The following is a 14537-nucleotide window of genomic DNA, read 5'->3' on the forward strand; positions in this document are numbered from 1 at the left end:
CCGCGAAATCCCTATAATTGCCGCGTTTGACGCTCCGGCGTCGTCCTTCCTTTACATCCAGGTTAATCAGGTCGCTAAATTTATGACTGATAAGTCTCATCAGTGCGTCATTATAGGCATCGCCGGCGCATCGGCTTCAGGTAAAAGTCTAATTGCCAGTACGCTTTATCGCGAACTGCGTGAACAAGTAGGTGATGAGCATATCGGCGTCATTCCCGAAGACAGCTATTACAAAGATCAATCCCATCTGTCGATGGAAGAGCGCGTTAAAACGAACTATGACCACCCTAATGCGATGGATCACAGCCTGCTGTTCCAGCATTTAGAAGCGCTTAAGAGCGGCCAGGCGATCGAACTGCCCGTTTACAGTTACGTAGAACATACCCGCACCCAGGAAACGATCCGCATCGAGCCGAAAAAGGTCATTATCCTTGAAGGCATCCTGCTGCTGACCGACGCCCGCCTGCGTGAATCCATGAACTTCTCGATTTTCGTCGATACCCCGCTGGATATTTGCCTGATGCGCCGCATCAAGCGTGACGTTAATGAACGCGGCCGCTCAATGGACTCCGTGATGGCGCAATACCAGAAAACGGTCCGCCCGATGTTCCTGCAGTTTATTGAGCCCTCCAAACAATACGCCGATATCATCGTGCCGCGCGGGGGTAAAAACCGCATCGCGATCGATATCTTAAAAGCGAAAATCAGCCAGTTTTTTGAATAAGCCGCGTGAATTGTGTACCGTTCAGAGATAACCTGGTTTTACCCTGAGCGCTTACCGGCTCAGGGTACGATGCATGAAAGGAGAAAAAGGCATGCGTCTTTGTGATCGCGATATTGAAGCCTGGCTGGATGAAGGCCGTTTGTCTATTACCCCACGTCCACCTGTTGAGCGTATCAATGGGGTGACCGTCGATGTCCGGTTGGGGAATAAATTCCGCACCTTTAGCGGCCATACCGCACCGTTCATTGACCTCAGCGGACCGAAGGACGAAGTCAGCGCCGCGCTCGATCGCGTGATGAGTGACGAAATCGTAATCGAAGATGGCGAAGCCTTTTATCTGCATCCGGGTGAACTGGCGCTGGCGGTAACGTTTGAATCCGTCACCCTGCCTGCGGACCTCGTCGGCTGGCTTGACGGCCGTTCTTCGCTGGCGCGACTGGGACTGATGGTACACGTGACCGCGCACCGTATCGATCCAGGCTGGTCGGGCCGTATTGTGCTGGAATTCTTCAATGCCGGTAAATTGCCGCTGGCGCTTCGTCCGGGGATGATGATCGGCGCGTTAAGTTTTGAACCGCTGTCAGGCCCGGCAGACAGGCCGTATAACCGCCGTCAGGACGCAAAATATCGCGACCAGCAGGGTGCGGTTGCCAGCCGTATTGATAAAGACTGATCGTTAGTCCATTGAGGATGCCATGAGAAGAGTTCTGACAACGCTGATGATTTTGCTGGTGGTGCTGGTGGCTGGCCTTTCGGCGTTGGTTCTGCTGGTTAACCCTAACGACTTCCGCGCGTATATGGTGCGGCAGGTTGAGGCACGCAGTGGTTATCAACTGAAGCTGGACGGGCCGCTGCGCTGGCACGTCTGGCCGCAGCTCAGCATTCTCTCTGGCCGCATGTCGCTCACGGCGCCGGGGGCGTCCCAGCCGCTGGTGTCCGCAGACAACATGCGCCTTGATGTGGCGCTGATCCCGCTCATTTCCCATCAGCTGCAGGTGAATCAGGTGATGCTGAAAGGCGCGGTGATTCAGCTCACCCCGCAAACTGAAGCTGTCCGTGATGCCAACGCGCCGGTGGCACCGCGTGAAAATACCCTGCCTGATGAACCGTCTGATACTGGCTGGTCCTTTGATATTGGCAAACTGAAAGTGGCCGATAGCGTGCTGGTTTTCCAGCATGAGCACGAAGAGCTGGTCACCGTTCGCAACATTAATCTGCAGATGGAACAGGATGAGCACCATCTTGCATCGGTGGAATTCAGCGGGCGCGTGAACCGCGATCAGCGGGATCTGACGCTGTCGTTGAATGCTAATGTAAATGCGTCAGACTATCCGCATCAGCTCACGGCGAACATCCAGCAGCTTAACTGGCAGCTGACGGGGGCCAATCTGCCCACCCAGGGGATCGCCGGTCAGGGGACGCTGCAGGCCGTGTGGCGTGAGGAACAAAAACAGCTGGAGCTGGATAATCTCAACCTGCAGGCAAATGACAGTAGCCTGAAGGGGCAGGCGAGCGTCACCTTTGAAGAGAAGCCGAAGTGGGTGCTGAATCTGCAATTTGACAAGCTCAACCTGGAAAACCTGATGCCACCTCTGCCAGCCAGCGCCACGGACAGCGAGGCGACGCAGACGGGGCAAAGCCAGGCACCGGTATCACGTCCGGTTATTTCGTCGAATCTCGATCAACCTGACTATAACGCTCTGCGCGGATTCACGGCGGATATTCTGCTGAAAGCCACCAGCCTGCGCTGGCGCGGCATGGACTTTACCGACGTGAGCAGCCAGATGTTTAACCATAACGGTTTGCTGGTGATCTCCGAACTGAGCGGCAAGATGGGCGCAGGACACCTCTCAATGCCCGGCACGCTGGATGTCCGTAAAGACGTTGCCAGCGCCGAATTCCAGCCGCGTCTCGATAACGTTGAGATAGGGACCATCCTGACCGCGTTTAACTACCCGATCTCTCTGACGGGGCAGTTGACGCTCGCGGGTGATTTCTCCGGCACGAAAATTGATGCCGATGCTTTCCGCCGCGAGTGGCAGGGGCAGGCGCATCTTGATCTGAAAAACTCCCGTATGGAAGGGCTTAACTTCCAGCAGCTGGTGCAGCAGGCGGTGGAGCGCAGCAGCGATGTGAAGGCCCAGGAGGACTACGACAGTGCCACGCGCCTCGACAGCTTCACCACGGACCTGACGCTGAACAACGGACAACTCTCTCTCGACGGAATGCAGGGTACCTCTTCACTCTTATCAGTAACGGGCGAGGGTAAGCTGGATCTGGTCAAAGAGACGGCGGACACGCGCTTTAACGTGCGGGTACTTTCCGGCTGGCAGGGCGAAAGCAAGCTCATTGACTTCCTGAAAGAGACGCCGGTCCCATTGAGCGTATACGGCAAATGGCAGGCCCTGAATTACAGTCTGCAGGTGGATCAGATCCTGCGTAAGCATCTGCAGGATGAAGCGAAACGTCGACTCAGCGGCTGGGCGGATCGTAATAAAGATTCACAGGACGGCAAGGATGTGAAGAAGCTGCTGGATAAGCTTTGATGCCTGTTGCGCCGGGGGGCGGCTTCGCCTTACCCGGCCTACAAAAACCGAACACCGCAGGCCGGGTGAGCGAAACGCCACCCGGCTTTTTCACACCTCAAAATCCAGTTCTTCCTCTTCCCGCAGCGGTATCAGCTGAACCTTCTGCACGCGATGGTTTTCAATCTGGAGCGTTTTAAGCCGATAGTCGCCGACCTGAACCTCTTCCCCCGGCTGTGGGATACGCTGCAAATACTCCATCAGCAGACCGGCAATGGTGTGGTATTCCCGTTTATCATCCAGCGGCAGCGGCACATATTGCACCAGGTCTTCCAGCGGCATATGGCCGTTAGCCGTCCACGAGCCGTCGGCGTTTTTCTGAATGTCGTGGCGGGCGTCAATCTCATCCACCTCGTTTGGCAGATTACCGGCAATGGTTTCCATCACGTCGCTGAGCGTTACCAGCCCTTCCACCGAACCAAACTCATCCACCACAAAGGCAAAGTGGGTGCGCGCGTTACGGAATTGCTCAAGGGCGGAAAGCAACGGCAGCCCCTCCGGGAAGACCAGCGGCTGGCGAACCAGAGCGCGGAGATTGAGCGGCTCACCGTGGAGCTGCTGCTGGAGCAGATCAATGACGTGTACCACGCCCAATAGCTCCTCTTCCGCTTCCCCGCCGGTCACCACCACCCGGGTGTGCTGGTTTTTATCCAGCAGGGCGCGAATGTGCGCTTCCGGGGCCGTCAGGTCAATATGCTCAATGTCATGCCGCGACGTCATAATGCTGCTGACCGTACGCTGGTTCAGATTGAGCACTCGCTCAATCATCCGTCGTTCCTGCGGGTCAAAGATCTGCCCGTCGCTGTGGTCGGCCAGCATGGCGGAGGATTCGGCGTCCAGCTCCGCATCCTCTTTCTTGCCGCTTAACAGACGCATGACCGTGTCGGCTGTGCGCTGACGCAGAGTCTGATTGGCGGAAAGGAAGCGACGGCGGTTGAATATCGCCAGCTGGTTAAGCGCTTCAATCATGACGGAGAACCCGATGGCGGCATAGAGGTAGCCTTTCGGAATATGGAAGCCAAAACCGTCGGCCACCAGGCTGAAGCCAATCATCAGCAGGAAGCTCAGGCAAAGGATAACGATGGTCGGGTGACTGTTCACGAAGCGGGTCAGTGCCTTGCTGGCCATGACCATCAGCGTGATGGCAATAATGACCGCGGCCATCATCACCGCAAGGTGGTCCACCATCCCGACGGCGGTGATCACCGAGTCCAGGGAGAAAACCGCATCCAGCACCACGATTTGCGCGACCACCGGCCAGAATTTTGCTCCGCGGCGCTGGGTCGGGTTCTCGCTGTCTTTGCCTTCCAGCCGCTCGTTGAGCTCCACGGTGGCTTTGAACAGCAGGAATAGCCCGCCGAAGAGCATGATCAGATCGCGGGCGCTAAAGCTCAGACCGTGAATGGAGAACAGAGGCTGAGTGAGCGTGACCAGCCAGGAAATAGAGGCCAGCAGCAGTAAGCGCATCACCATCGCCAGCAGCAGCCCCGTTACGCGCGCGCGATCGCGCTGGGAAGGGGGCAGTTTTTCAGCGAGGATGGCGATAAAAACCAGATTATCAATCCCGAGCACCAGCTCGATGACAACCAGCGTAACCAGCCCGGCCCAGATTGAGGGATCGGCAATCCATTCCATAGTAGTAGCAATACCTTCTGTAACATGACTAATGACACAATTCGATCATGGATAAAGCTGTGGGAAAATGCAATGTCAGTATGAGATTTCTCTCAATAATCATTAAATTAAAACTGCCGGGTATAATAGTTTTAATTTATCCAGAAAATCTGTATTTATCCGAAATAACAAAATTAAGAAATATCGCATTAAAAGATGGTCAATCATAACGCTGTCAACATAAAGAAATTCTTAAAAATAAAGTGCATTTCTAAATAAATTCTTAAAAGTTGACGTTCGGAACCCGTTTTCTTGCCTGTTTTGGGATTAACTGTTACAAGATTATTAGCCTAAAAAAGGATATCTCCCGTTAAGGATTGATGTTTTTTTTGGGCGATTAACGAAATAGTGCCTGCGTATTTTGAATGCTTCATTTATTTCACCAGCAAAAAATTATTGCGGTTTTTTGCCTGTAATTCATTGTGTTATAGCGTATTGGTAGCTGGAAGCCAAGGGCGGTAGCGTGCCTGAATGTGTGTGGGTGGGCCATGATTACGTTGTCAACAGTGACTGGCCAAATAGCGTTTTTTTTAGGAATGATGCCACTTATATTTTTATTTAATTAGCTACATTCTTAATGCATTTTAGATTCACACGTATTTAAATTGCACAGGATAATTACTCTGCCAAAGTGATAAATAATCAATGATGAACTCCAAAATGAAATTGATGCCATTATTGGTGTCTGTGACCTTGATGAGCGGTTGCACGGTCTTTCCCGGAAGCAATATGTCTACAATGGGCAAGGATGTGATCAAGCAACAGGATGCCGATTTTGATCTCGACAAAATGGTGAATGTTTATCCACTTACGCCTCGTCTGGTCGAACAATTACGCCCACGTCCAAACGTTGCCCAGCCAAATATGTCACTGGACCAGGAAATTGCTTCCTACCAGTATCGCGTAGGGCCTGGAGACGTCATTAACGTGACCGTCTGGGATCACCCCGAACTGACCACGCCAGCGGGCCAGTACCGCAGCTCAAGCGACACCGGTAACTGGGTGCAGTCAGATGGCACCATGTTCTATCCCTACATTGGTAAAGTCCATGTAGCAGGGAAAACGCTTGCCGAGATCCGCAGTGATATTACCGGCCGCTTAGCGCAGTACATCGCCGATCCGCAGGTGGACGTTAATATCGCCGCATTCCGCTCGCAAAAAGCCTATATCTCCGGCCAGGTGAACAAATCTGGTCAGCAGGCCATCACCAACGTTCCTCTGACCGTGCTGGACGCCATTAACGCCGCTGGCGGGTTAACCGACGGCGCCGACTGGCGCAACGTGGTACTGACCCACAACGGGAAAGAGCAGCGCATTTCGCTGCAGGCGCTGATGCAAAACGGCGATCTGACCCAGAACCGCCTGCTTTATCCGGGCGACATCCTCTATGTACCACGCAATGACGATCTTAAAGTCTTCGTGATGGGTGAAGTGAAGAAACAGAGCACCCTCAAGATGGACTTCAGCGGTATGACGCTGACCGAAGCGCTGGGCAATGCTGAGGGTATCGATCTGACGACCTCTAACGCGACCGGTATCTTTGTGATCCGTCCGCTGAAAGGTGAGGGCAGCGCGAAAGGCAAGATTGCCAACATCTACCAGCTGGATATGTCCGATGCGACCTCTCTGGTGATGGCGACGGAGTTCCGTCTCCAGCCATACGACGTGGTGTATGTCACTACCGCACCGGTTGCCCGCTGGAACCGTCTGATCAACCAGTTGCTGCCAACCATCAGTGGCGTTCGCTACATGACGGATACGGCGCGCGACATTCATACCTGGTAATCCGCGATGTTTAACAAAATTCTGGTGGTATGCGTGGGGAACATTTGCCGTTCCCCTACGGCTGAACGGTTGTTGAAACACTACCAGCCCGAACTGACCGTTGATTCGGCAGGGCTGGGTGCACTGGTCGGTAAAGGTGCCGATGAGCGCGCAATGAGCGTGGCGCGGGACCATCACCTCTCTCTCGACGGGCATGTTGCCCGCCAGGTCACTGGCCGCATGTGCCGTGAGTATGACCTGATTCTGGCGATGGAAAAACGCCATATTCAAGCGCTGTGCGATATCGCTCCGGAGATGCGCGGTAAGGTGATGCTGTTTGGACACTGGGACAATGAGCGTGAAATTCCCGATCCATATCGCAAAAGCCATGAGGCTTTCGAGGCGGTTTACACCTTACTTGACCAGTCTGCCCAACAGTGGGCGCAGGCACTGAAAGCTCAGCAGGGATAACAATGACAGAAAAAACAAAACCTTCTGCCGCCCCGACTTCGGGCAGTGATGAAATTGATATTGGGCGCCTGGTTGGCACGGTTATCGAGGCAAAGTGGTGGGTGCTGGGCATTACCGCCGTGTTTGCCGCGGCGGCCGTCGTCTATACGCTGTTCGCCACCCCTATCTACAGCGCCGATGCGCTGGTGCAGATCGAGCAGAATACCGGTAACTCGCTGGTGCAGGACATTGGCTCCGCGCTGGCGAACAAGCCGCCGGCCTCTGACGCTGAAATCCAGCTCATCCAGTCACGTCTGGTGCTGGGTAAAACGGTTCACGACCTTGGGCTCGATATCTCCGTCACCAAAAATACCTTTCCAATCTTTGGTGCGGGCTGGGATCGGCTGATGGGCAGAAGCAACGACACGGTGAAGGTCACTGACTTCGTACTGCCAAAAGGGGCAGCCGATCAGACCTTTACCCTGACGGTGCTTGGCCCGAAACAGTATCAGTTAACCAGCGACGCGGGCTTTAGCGCGCGCGGTGAAGTCGGACAGATGCTGAGCAAAGACGGCGTCAGCATGATGGTCAGTGCGATCAACGCCCAGGAGGGCGGGGAGTTTACCGTCACCAAATTCTCCACGCTGGGGATGATCAACAACCTGCAAAACAACCTGACCGTCACCGAAAACGGTAAGGACACCGGCGTGCTGAGCATGACCTTTACCGGGGAAGATAAGGATCAGATCCGCGACATCCTGAACAGCATTACCCGCAACTACCTTGAGCAGAACGTTGAGCGTAAGTCGGCTGAAGCGGCGAAAAGCCTGGCGTTCCTGTCAAAACAGCTCCCGGAAGTGCGAGCCCGCCTGGATGATGCCGAGAACAAGCTGAACGCCTACCGCCAGGATAAAGACTCTGTCGACCTGCCGCTGGAGGCGAAATCGGTCCTCGATTCGATGGTCAACATTGACGCTCAGCTCAACGAGCTGACCTTCAAAGAGGCGGAGATCTCCAAGCTTTACACCAAACGTCACCCGGCTTACCGCACGCTGCTGGAGAAACGCCGCACGCTGGAAGAGGAGAAGGCGAAGCTCAATGACCGTGTGACCGCGATGCCGAAAACGCAGCAGGAGATCGTGCGTCTGACCCGCGACGTGGAGTCAGGACAGCAGGTTTACATGCAGCTGCTGAACAAGCAGCAGGAGCTGAAAATCACCGAGGCAAGCACCGTGGGTGACGTGCGCATCGTCGACCCGGCAATTACCCAGCCTGGCGTGCTGAAGCCGAAGAAAGCGCTGATCATTCTCGGCAGCATTATTCTCGGCCTGATGCTCTCCATCGTTGGCGTGCTGCTGCGTTCGCTGTTCAACCGCGGTATCGAAAGCCCGCAGGTGCTGGAAGAGAACGGTATCAACGTCTATGCCAGCATTCCGCTGTCTGAGTGGCAAAAATCCCGTGACAGCGTGAAAACCATCAAAGGCGTTAAGCGTTACAAACAGAGCCAGCTGCTGGCGGTGGGTAACCCAACCGACCTGGCGATTGAAGCGATACGCAGCCTGCGTACCAGTCTGCACTTCGCCATGATGCAGGCTAAAAACAACGTCCTGATGTTAACCGGCGTCAGCCCGTCAATCGGTAAAACCTTCGTCTGCGCCAACCTGGCGGCGGTCGTTAGCCAGACCAACAAGCGCGTGCTGCTGATCGACTGCGATATGCGCAAGGGCTACACCCACGAGCTGCTGGGCACCAACAACGTCAACGGTCTGTCGGAGATCCTGCTTGGCAAAGGTGACATCAGCCAGAGCGCAAAACCGACTACCGTGCCGAAATTTGACCTGATCCCACGTGGTCAGGTACCGCCTAACCCGTCCGAGCTGCTGATGAGCGAACGCTTTACCGAGCTGGTGGAGTGGGCGAGCAAAAACTACGACCTGGTGCTGATCGATACGCCGCCGATTCTGGCCGTGACCGACGCTGCCGTTGTGGGGCGCCATGCGGGTACGACGCTGATGGTGGCGCGTTACGCGGTGAATACGCTGAAAGAGGTGGAAACCAGCCTGAGCCGCTTCGAGCAGAACGGGATTGAGGTGAAAGGGGTGATCCTGAACTCCATCTTCCGCCGTGCGACCGGGTACCAGGATTACGGGTATTACGAGTACGAATATAAGTCTGACAGCAAATAACAATCCCCCTCACCCTAACCCTCTCCCGAGGGGAGAGGGGCGGGGTGAGGGATCAGGGGAAGATCATGACCACACAACGCCCTTTAGTTTCAATCTATATGCCGACATGGAATCGTCAGCAGCTGGCGATCCGCGCAATCAAGTCGGTGTTACGTCAGGATTACGATAACTGGGAGCTGATCATCGTTGATGACTGCTCTTCCTCGTATGAACAGCTGCAAAAATTCGTGATTGACCTCAACGACCCGCGGGTGGTCTATACCCACAACGAGATTAACTCCGGCGCCTGCGCTGTACGAAATCAGGCGATTATGCAGGCCAAAGGTCAGTATCTGACCGGCATCGACGACGATGACGAATGGACGCCGAACCGCCTGTCTATTTTCCTGTCGCATAAAGAGCAGCTGGTCACGCACGCGTTCCTGTATGCCAACGACTATGTCTGTCAGGGCGAGGTGTACTCGCAGCCTGCCAGCCTGCCGCTCTATCCGAAATCACCGTACTCTCGACGCCTGTTCTACAAGCGCAACATCATTGGTAACCAGGTCTTCACCTGGGCGTGGCGCTTCAAGGAGTGCCTGTTCGATACCGAACTGAAGGCCGCGCAGGATTACGACATCTTCCTGCGGATGGTGGTGGAGTATGGCGAGCCGTGGAAAGTGGAAGAGGCCACGCAGATCCTGCACATCAACCACGGGGAGATGCAGATCACCTCGTCGCCGAAGAAGTTCTCGGGCTACTTCCATTTTTACCGCAAGCACAAGGACAAGTTTGACCGTGCCAGCCGTAAATATCAGCTCTTTACCCTCTATCAGATCCGCAATAAGCGCATGAACTGGCGCACGCTGCTGACGCTGTTGTCCGTACGTAACGGCAAGCGCCTGGCTGATGGACTTCGGGGGAAATAATGTTTCTGGAAGATTGCCGCGCTAACAGCTGGAGCCTGCGCCCTTGCTGCATGGTTCTGGCGTACCGCATCGCGCATTTTTGCTCGGTGTGGCGTAAGAAAAATATCCTGAACAACATCTGGGCGGCCCCCGTACTGGTGCTGTACCGCATCATTACCGAATGCTTTTTTGGCTATGAAATTCAGGCCGCTGCCACCATTGGCCGTCGCTTTACCATCCATCACGGCTATGCGGTGGTGATCAACAAGTTCGTGGTCGCCGGGGATGATTTCACCATCCGCCATGGGGTGACCATTGGCAACCGTGGGCCAGACAGCCTGGCCTGCCCGGTCATTGGCAATAACGTCGAGCTGGGCGCGAACGTGGTGATCATTGGCGACATTACGATAGGTAACAACGTCACGATTGGTGCGGGCAGCGTGGTGCTGGACACCATTCCGGATAACGCGCTGGTGGTGGGAGAAAAAGCCCGCGTGAAGGTGATTAAATGAATATTCTGCAATTTAACGTACGCCTCGCAGAAGGCGGAGCGGCAGGGGTGGCGCTGGATCTGCACCAGCGCGCGCTGCAAAAAGGACTTCAGTCTCGATTTATTTATGGCTATGGCAAGGGCGGCAAGAAAAGCGTCAGTCACGATAACTTCCCGCAGGTGCATAAGCACACGCCGCGCCTGACCTCGATTGCCAACATTGCGTTGTTCCGTCTGTTTAACCGCGATCTGTTTGGCAACCTGAATACGCTTTATCGCACGGTGACCCGCACCACCGGCCCGGTTGTGCTGCATTTTCACGTGCTGCACAGCTACTGGCTGAATCTGGAAGAGGTGGTGGCGTTTTGTCAGAAGGTGCAGGCCCACAAGCCCGACACCCGCTTCGTCTGGACGCTGCACGATCACTGGAGCGTAACCGGCCGTTGCGCGTTTACCGACGGCTGCGAAGGCTGGAAAAACAACTGCCAGAAATGCCCGACGCTGAGCAACTATCCGCCGGTGAAGGTGGATCGCGCGCACAAGCTGGTGGCCGGAAAGCGTCAGCTTTTCCGCGACATGCTCTCGCTCGGGTGTACGTTTATCTCCCCGAGCCAGCACGTGGCCGATGCCTTCAACAGTCTGTACGGGGCAGGGCGCTGCCAGATTATTAACAACGGCATCGACGTGGCGACGGAAGCCATTCTCGCCGACCTGACGCTGGTGGCGCAAACCACGGGCAAACCGAAAATCGCTATCGTTGCGCATGACCTGCGTTACGACGGGAAAACCAACCAGCAGCTGGTGCGCGACATGATGGCGCTGGGTGACAAAATTGAGCTTCACACCTTCGGCAAATTTTCACCGTTTGAAGGGACTAACGTGGTCAACCACGGGTTTGAAACCGATAAGCGCAAGCTGATGAGCGCGCTGAATGAAATGGATGCGCTGGTGTTCAGCTCCCGCGTAGATAACTACCCGCTGATCCTCTGTGAAGCGCTCTCCATCGGCGTGCCGGTGATTGCCACCCACAGCGATGCGGCACGTGAGGTGCTGGAAAAATCCGGCGGGAAAACTTTTGCGGAGCAGGAGGTTCTGCCGCTGGTGCAATTGCCGAAGGCGCAGATCGCTCAGGCCGTTTTTGGCACCGACCTGGAATCGTTCCGCAACCGCAGCCGCAAGGCCTACAGTGGACAACAGATGCTGGAGGAGTATGTCTCGTTCTATCAGAATCTGTAGTTATCTGCTGCTGCCGCTGATTTACCTGCTGGTCAACGTTAAGATTGCCCAGCTCGGCGAAAGCTTCCCGATAACCATCGTCACCTTCTTGCCCGTTCTGCTTCTGCTGTATGTCGATAAAATCAACCTGAAGAAGCTGATGATTGCCTTAGGGTTGGGTACGGGCCTGACGCTTTTTAACTATATCTTCGGCCAGTCGCTGGATGCCAGTAAATACGTCACCTCGACCATGCTGTTTGTTTATATTGTCATTATTATCGGAATGGTCTGGAGTATTCGCTTTAAAACGATCTCTCCGCACAATTATCGGAAAATCCTCAGGTTCTTTTATATTGCCGTTGCGTTAATTGTTATGCTTGCTGCTATGGAGATGGCGCAAATTATTCTTACCGGCGGCAGCAGCCTGATGGAGATAATTTCGAAATATCTCATTTACAGCAACAGCTATGTATTGAACTTCATCAAGTTCGGCGGGAAGCGTACCACGGCCCTCTATTTTGAACCGGCGTTTTTCGCTTTGGCGTTAATCTCAATTTGGCTCAGCATCAAACAGTTTGGTATCAAAACGCCTAAGACCGATGCTATGATTCTTGCAGGAATCGTTCTGTCTGGATCGTTCTCAGGGGTAATGACATTTATCCTGTTTTACCTGCTGGAATGGGCGTTTCAGTACCTGAACAAAGATGCGATTAAGAAAAAACTGCCGCTGGCGATTATCTCCCTGACGGTATTTATGGTGGGCGTGATATTTGCTTTCCCCTACATCTCAGAACGTCTGGGTGATTTGGGAACGGAAGGATCCTCGTCCTATTATCGCATCATTGGACCACTGGTGATGGTGGGTTATTCCTTAACCCATATTGATGGTGTAGTAAGATTCGGCTCACTTTACGAATATGTTGCATCATTCGGAATCTTTAACGGTGCGGATGTCGGTAAAACCATAGACAATGGTCTGTATCTGTTAATTATTTATTTTTCGTGGTTCGCCGTACTGTTGACGCTGTGGTATCTGTTTAAAGTTTTCAAAATGATGATTAACGCGTTTGGTGATAACCAGAATTTTCGCGTGCAACTTTATCTGTTTACGCCGGTGTCGCTGTTTTTTACCGGGTCAATATTTAGCCCGGAATATGCTTTCTTGATTGTCTGTCCGTTTATTCTGCGCAAAGCGCTTAATATTACGCACGTATGACGAAATGAGGTGATTTATGTTTCTTAGCGTCATTACTGTCGCTTTTCGTAATTACGAAGGGGTGGTAAAAACCTGGCGCTCGCTGCGCAACCTGGCGCGCGATCCAAGCCTCACCTTTGAGTGGATTGTGGTCGACGGCGGCTCGAACGATGGCACGGCAGAGTTTCTGGAAAAACTCAACGGTGAGTTCAACTTACGCTACATCAGCGAGAAAGATAAAGGCATCTACGATGCAATGAACAAAGGCATTAACATGGCGCAAGGCCGTTATGCCATCTTCCTGAATTCGGGTGATATCTTCCATGACGACGTGGCGCTGTTTGCCCGCCAGCTGGCGCGCCAGAAAGAGGACGCCATGTATATTGGCGATGCGCTACTTGATTTTGGCGACGGACATAAAGTGTGCCGCAGCGCGAAGCCGGGCTGGTATATCTACCACAGCTTACCGGCCAGCCATCAGGCCATTTTCTTCCCGGTAAAAGGTCTGAAAAAACAGCCTTACGATTTGCAGTATAAAGTGTCATCCGATTATGCACTGGCCGCCAGTCTGTATAAATCAGGTTACCCGTTCCGCCGAATTAAAGGGCTGGTATCTGAGTTTTCAATGGGTGGTGTGTCAACCTCGAATAATCTGGAGTTGTGCCAGGATGCCAAAAATGTGCAGCGTAAAATATTACGCGTGCCGGGATTCTGGGCGGAATTATCTTATTTTTTACGCGTGCGTACCACGAGTAAAACGAAAGCCTTATATAACAAAGCCTGAATATAAGGAAACGTAATGCAGGATCTGAACGGTTTCTCCGTACCGAAAGGTTTTCGGGGGGCGGGCGGTATTAAAGTGCAGCTATGGTGGGCGGTTCAGGCCACCCTATTTGCCTGGTCACCGCAAATACTGTACCGCTGGCGAGCATTTTTATTGCGTCTGTTTGGCGCGAAAATAGGAAAAAACGTAGTCATTCGTCCTTCGGTGAAAATTACCTATCCCTGGAAATTAACGCTTGGGGATTACGCCTGGGTAGGGGATGACGCGGTGTTATATACCCTGGGCGAGATTACGATTGGCGCGAATTCGGTGGTTTCACAGAAATGTTATTTGTGCACCGGCAGCCACGACTTTATGAGTCAGCATTTTGATATTACCGCTTCGCCTATTGTGATCGGTGAAAAATGCTGGCTGGCAACGGATGTTTTTGTTGCACCGGGTGTTTCTGTTGGCGATGGCACGGTAGTCGGTGCCCGCAGCAGCGTTTTTAAATCGCTACCGGCAAATAAAATTTGTCGTGGCAACCCCGCAGTGGTGATACGCGAACGCGTTGAAACTGATTAAATTCATAAGTAGAGGAATA

13 protein-coding genes are annotated in these 14537 nt (G+C 53.6%); 12 read left to right on the plus strand and 1 reads right to left on the minus strand.

Annotated features, from left to right (window positions below; genetic code table 11):
- The first annotated feature begins 82 nt into the window (after nucleotides 1-82).
- The 3 genes from udk (at nucleotide 83) to asmA (ending at nucleotide 3270) form a co-directional block, all read left to right on the plus strand.
- Complete coding sequence (gene udk, locus LLF79_RS02280) at nucleotides 83-724, plus strand: uridine kinase (protein WP_008500855.1); 642 nt, start codon at nucleotides 83-85, stop codon at nucleotides 722-724.
- 91 nt (nucleotides 725-815) lie between these two features.
- Entirely contained in the window at nucleotides 816-1397 is a 582-nt protein-coding gene (gene dcd / locus LLF79_RS02285) for a dCTP deaminase (protein ID WP_008500854.1), read from the plus strand.
- 22 nt (nucleotides 1398-1419) lie between these two features.
- Nucleotides 1420-3270, plus strand: a complete 1851-nt coding sequence (asmA, locus tag LLF79_RS02290) for an outer membrane assembly protein AsmA (RefSeq protein WP_227879056.1) — start codon at nucleotides 1420-1422, stop codon at nucleotides 3268-3270.
- A gap of 90 nt (nucleotides 3271-3360) precedes the next feature.
- Here the strand turns inward: asmA and LLF79_RS02295 are convergent, their stop codons facing one another.
- Nucleotides 3361-4944: a TerC family protein gene (locus LLF79_RS02295; RefSeq protein WP_008499412.1), complete on the minus strand. Its 1584-nt coding sequence runs from the start codon at nucleotides 4942-4944 to the stop codon at nucleotides 3361-3363.
- 684 nt (nucleotides 4945-5628) lie between these two features.
- On the opposite strand from LLF79_RS02295, the gene LLF79_RS02300 reads away from it, so the two are divergent.
- From LLF79_RS02300 to wcaF, 9 genes are all read left to right on the plus strand, one after another.
- Entirely contained in the window at nucleotides 5629-6768 is a 1140-nt protein-coding gene (locus tag LLF79_RS02300) for a polysaccharide export protein (protein WP_008499413.1), read from the plus strand.
- A 6-nt stretch (nucleotides 6769-6774) separates the two neighbouring features.
- Nucleotides 6775-7218, plus strand: a complete 444-nt coding sequence (gene wzb / locus LLF79_RS02305; protein WP_021241460.1) for a low molecular weight protein-tyrosine-phosphatase Wzb — start codon at nucleotides 6775-6777, stop codon at nucleotides 7216-7218.
- A gap of 2 nt (nucleotides 7219-7220) precedes the next feature.
- Nucleotides 7221-9383 (plus strand): tyrosine-protein kinase Wzc, encoded by a 2163-nt coding sequence (gene wzc, locus LLF79_RS02310; protein ID WP_008499415.1) that lies wholly within the window; start codon nucleotides 7221-7223, stop codon nucleotides 9381-9383.
- A 65-nt stretch (nucleotides 9384-9448) separates the two neighbouring features.
- Nucleotides 9449-10291: a colanic acid biosynthesis glycosyltransferase WcaA gene (gene wcaA / locus LLF79_RS02315; protein ID WP_227879057.1), complete on the plus strand. Its 843-nt coding sequence runs from the start codon at nucleotides 9449-9451 to the stop codon at nucleotides 10289-10291.
- Nucleotides 10291-10782, plus strand: coding sequence for a colanic acid biosynthesis acetyltransferase WcaB (gene wcaB, locus LLF79_RS02320; protein WP_008499417.1), 492 nt, complete (start codon nucleotides 10291-10293; stop codon nucleotides 10780-10782). The genes wcaA and wcaB overlap by 1 nt, the downstream gene beginning before the upstream one ends.
- A complete protein-coding gene (gene wcaC, locus LLF79_RS02325; protein ID WP_227879058.1) occupies nucleotides 10779-11996 on the plus strand; it encodes a colanic acid biosynthesis glycosyltransferase WcaC in 1218 nt (405 codons plus the stop codon). Before wcaB ends, wcaC begins: the two co-directional genes overlap by 4 nt.
- Nucleotides 11971-13191, plus strand: a complete 1221-nt coding sequence (gene wcaD, locus LLF79_RS02330; RefSeq protein WP_008499419.1) for a colanic acid polymerase WcaD — start codon at nucleotides 11971-11973, stop codon at nucleotides 13189-13191. The genes wcaC and wcaD overlap by 26 nt, the downstream gene beginning before the upstream one ends.
- 16 nt (nucleotides 13192-13207) lie before the next feature.
- The gene (wcaE, locus tag LLF79_RS02335) at nucleotides 13208-13954 is read left to right on the plus strand and encodes a colanic acid biosynthesis glycosyltransferase WcaE (protein ID WP_008499420.1); all 747 of its coding nucleotides are present in this window, start codon (nucleotides 13208-13210) and stop codon (nucleotides 13952-13954) included.
- A 15-nt stretch (nucleotides 13955-13969) separates the two neighbouring features.
- Nucleotides 13970-14518: a colanic acid biosynthesis acetyltransferase WcaF gene (gene wcaF / locus LLF79_RS02340; protein ID WP_008499422.1), complete on the plus strand. Its 549-nt coding sequence runs from the start codon at nucleotides 13970-13972 to the stop codon at nucleotides 14516-14518.
- The last annotated feature ends 19 nt before the right edge of the window (nucleotides 14519-14537 follow it).

Source organism: Enterobacter cloacae complex sp. 2021EL-01169, assembly GCF_020733125.1.
GTDB classification, from domain to species: domain Bacteria; phylum Pseudomonadota; class Gammaproteobacteria; order Enterobacterales; family Enterobacteriaceae; genus Enterobacter; species Enterobacter roggenkampii.

What these genes read in the sequence shown, in the direction of transcription:
- udk (WP_008500855.1), top strand. Translation starts at nt 83, where the DNA reads ATGACTGATAAGTCTCATCAGTGCGTCATTATAGGCATCGCCGGCGCA.
- dcd (WP_008500854.1), top strand. Translation starts at nt 816, where the DNA reads ATGCGTCTTTGTGATCGCGATATTGAAGCCTGGCTGGATGAAGGCCGT.
- asmA (WP_227879056.1), top strand. Translation starts at nt 1,420, where the DNA reads ATGAGAAGAGTTCTGACAACGCTGATGATTTTGCTGGTGGTGCTGGTG.
- LLF79_RS02295 (WP_008499412.1), bottom strand. Translation starts at nt 4,944, where the DNA reads ATGGAATGGATTGCCGATCCCTCAATCTGGGCCGGGCTGGTTACGCTG.
- LLF79_RS02300 (WP_008499413.1), top strand. Translation starts at nt 5,629, where the DNA reads ATGATGAACTCCAAAATGAAATTGATGCCATTATTGGTGTCTGTGACC.
- wzb (WP_021241460.1), top strand. Translation starts at nt 6,775, where the DNA reads ATGTTTAACAAAATTCTGGTGGTATGCGTGGGGAACATTTGCCGTTCC.
- wzc (WP_008499415.1), top strand. Translation starts at nt 7,221, where the DNA reads ATGACAGAAAAAACAAAACCTTCTGCCGCCCCGACTTCGGGCAGTGAT.
- wcaA (WP_227879057.1), top strand. Translation starts at nt 9,449, where the DNA reads ATGACCACACAACGCCCTTTAGTTTCAATCTATATGCCGACATGGAAT.
- wcaB (WP_008499417.1), top strand. Translation starts at nt 10,291, where the DNA reads ATGTTTCTGGAAGATTGCCGCGCTAACAGCTGGAGCCTGCGCCCTTGC.
- wcaC (WP_227879058.1), top strand. Translation starts at nt 10,779, where the DNA reads ATGAATATTCTGCAATTTAACGTACGCCTCGCAGAAGGCGGAGCGGCA.
- wcaD (WP_008499419.1), top strand. Translation starts at nt 11,971, where the DNA reads ATGTCTCGTTCTATCAGAATCTGTAGTTATCTGCTGCTGCCGCTGATT.
- wcaE (WP_008499420.1), top strand. Translation starts at nt 13,208, where the DNA reads ATGTTTCTTAGCGTCATTACTGTCGCTTTTCGTAATTACGAAGGGGTG.
- wcaF (WP_008499422.1), top strand. Translation starts at nt 13,970, where the DNA reads ATGCAGGATCTGAACGGTTTCTCCGTACCGAAAGGTTTTCGGGGGGCG.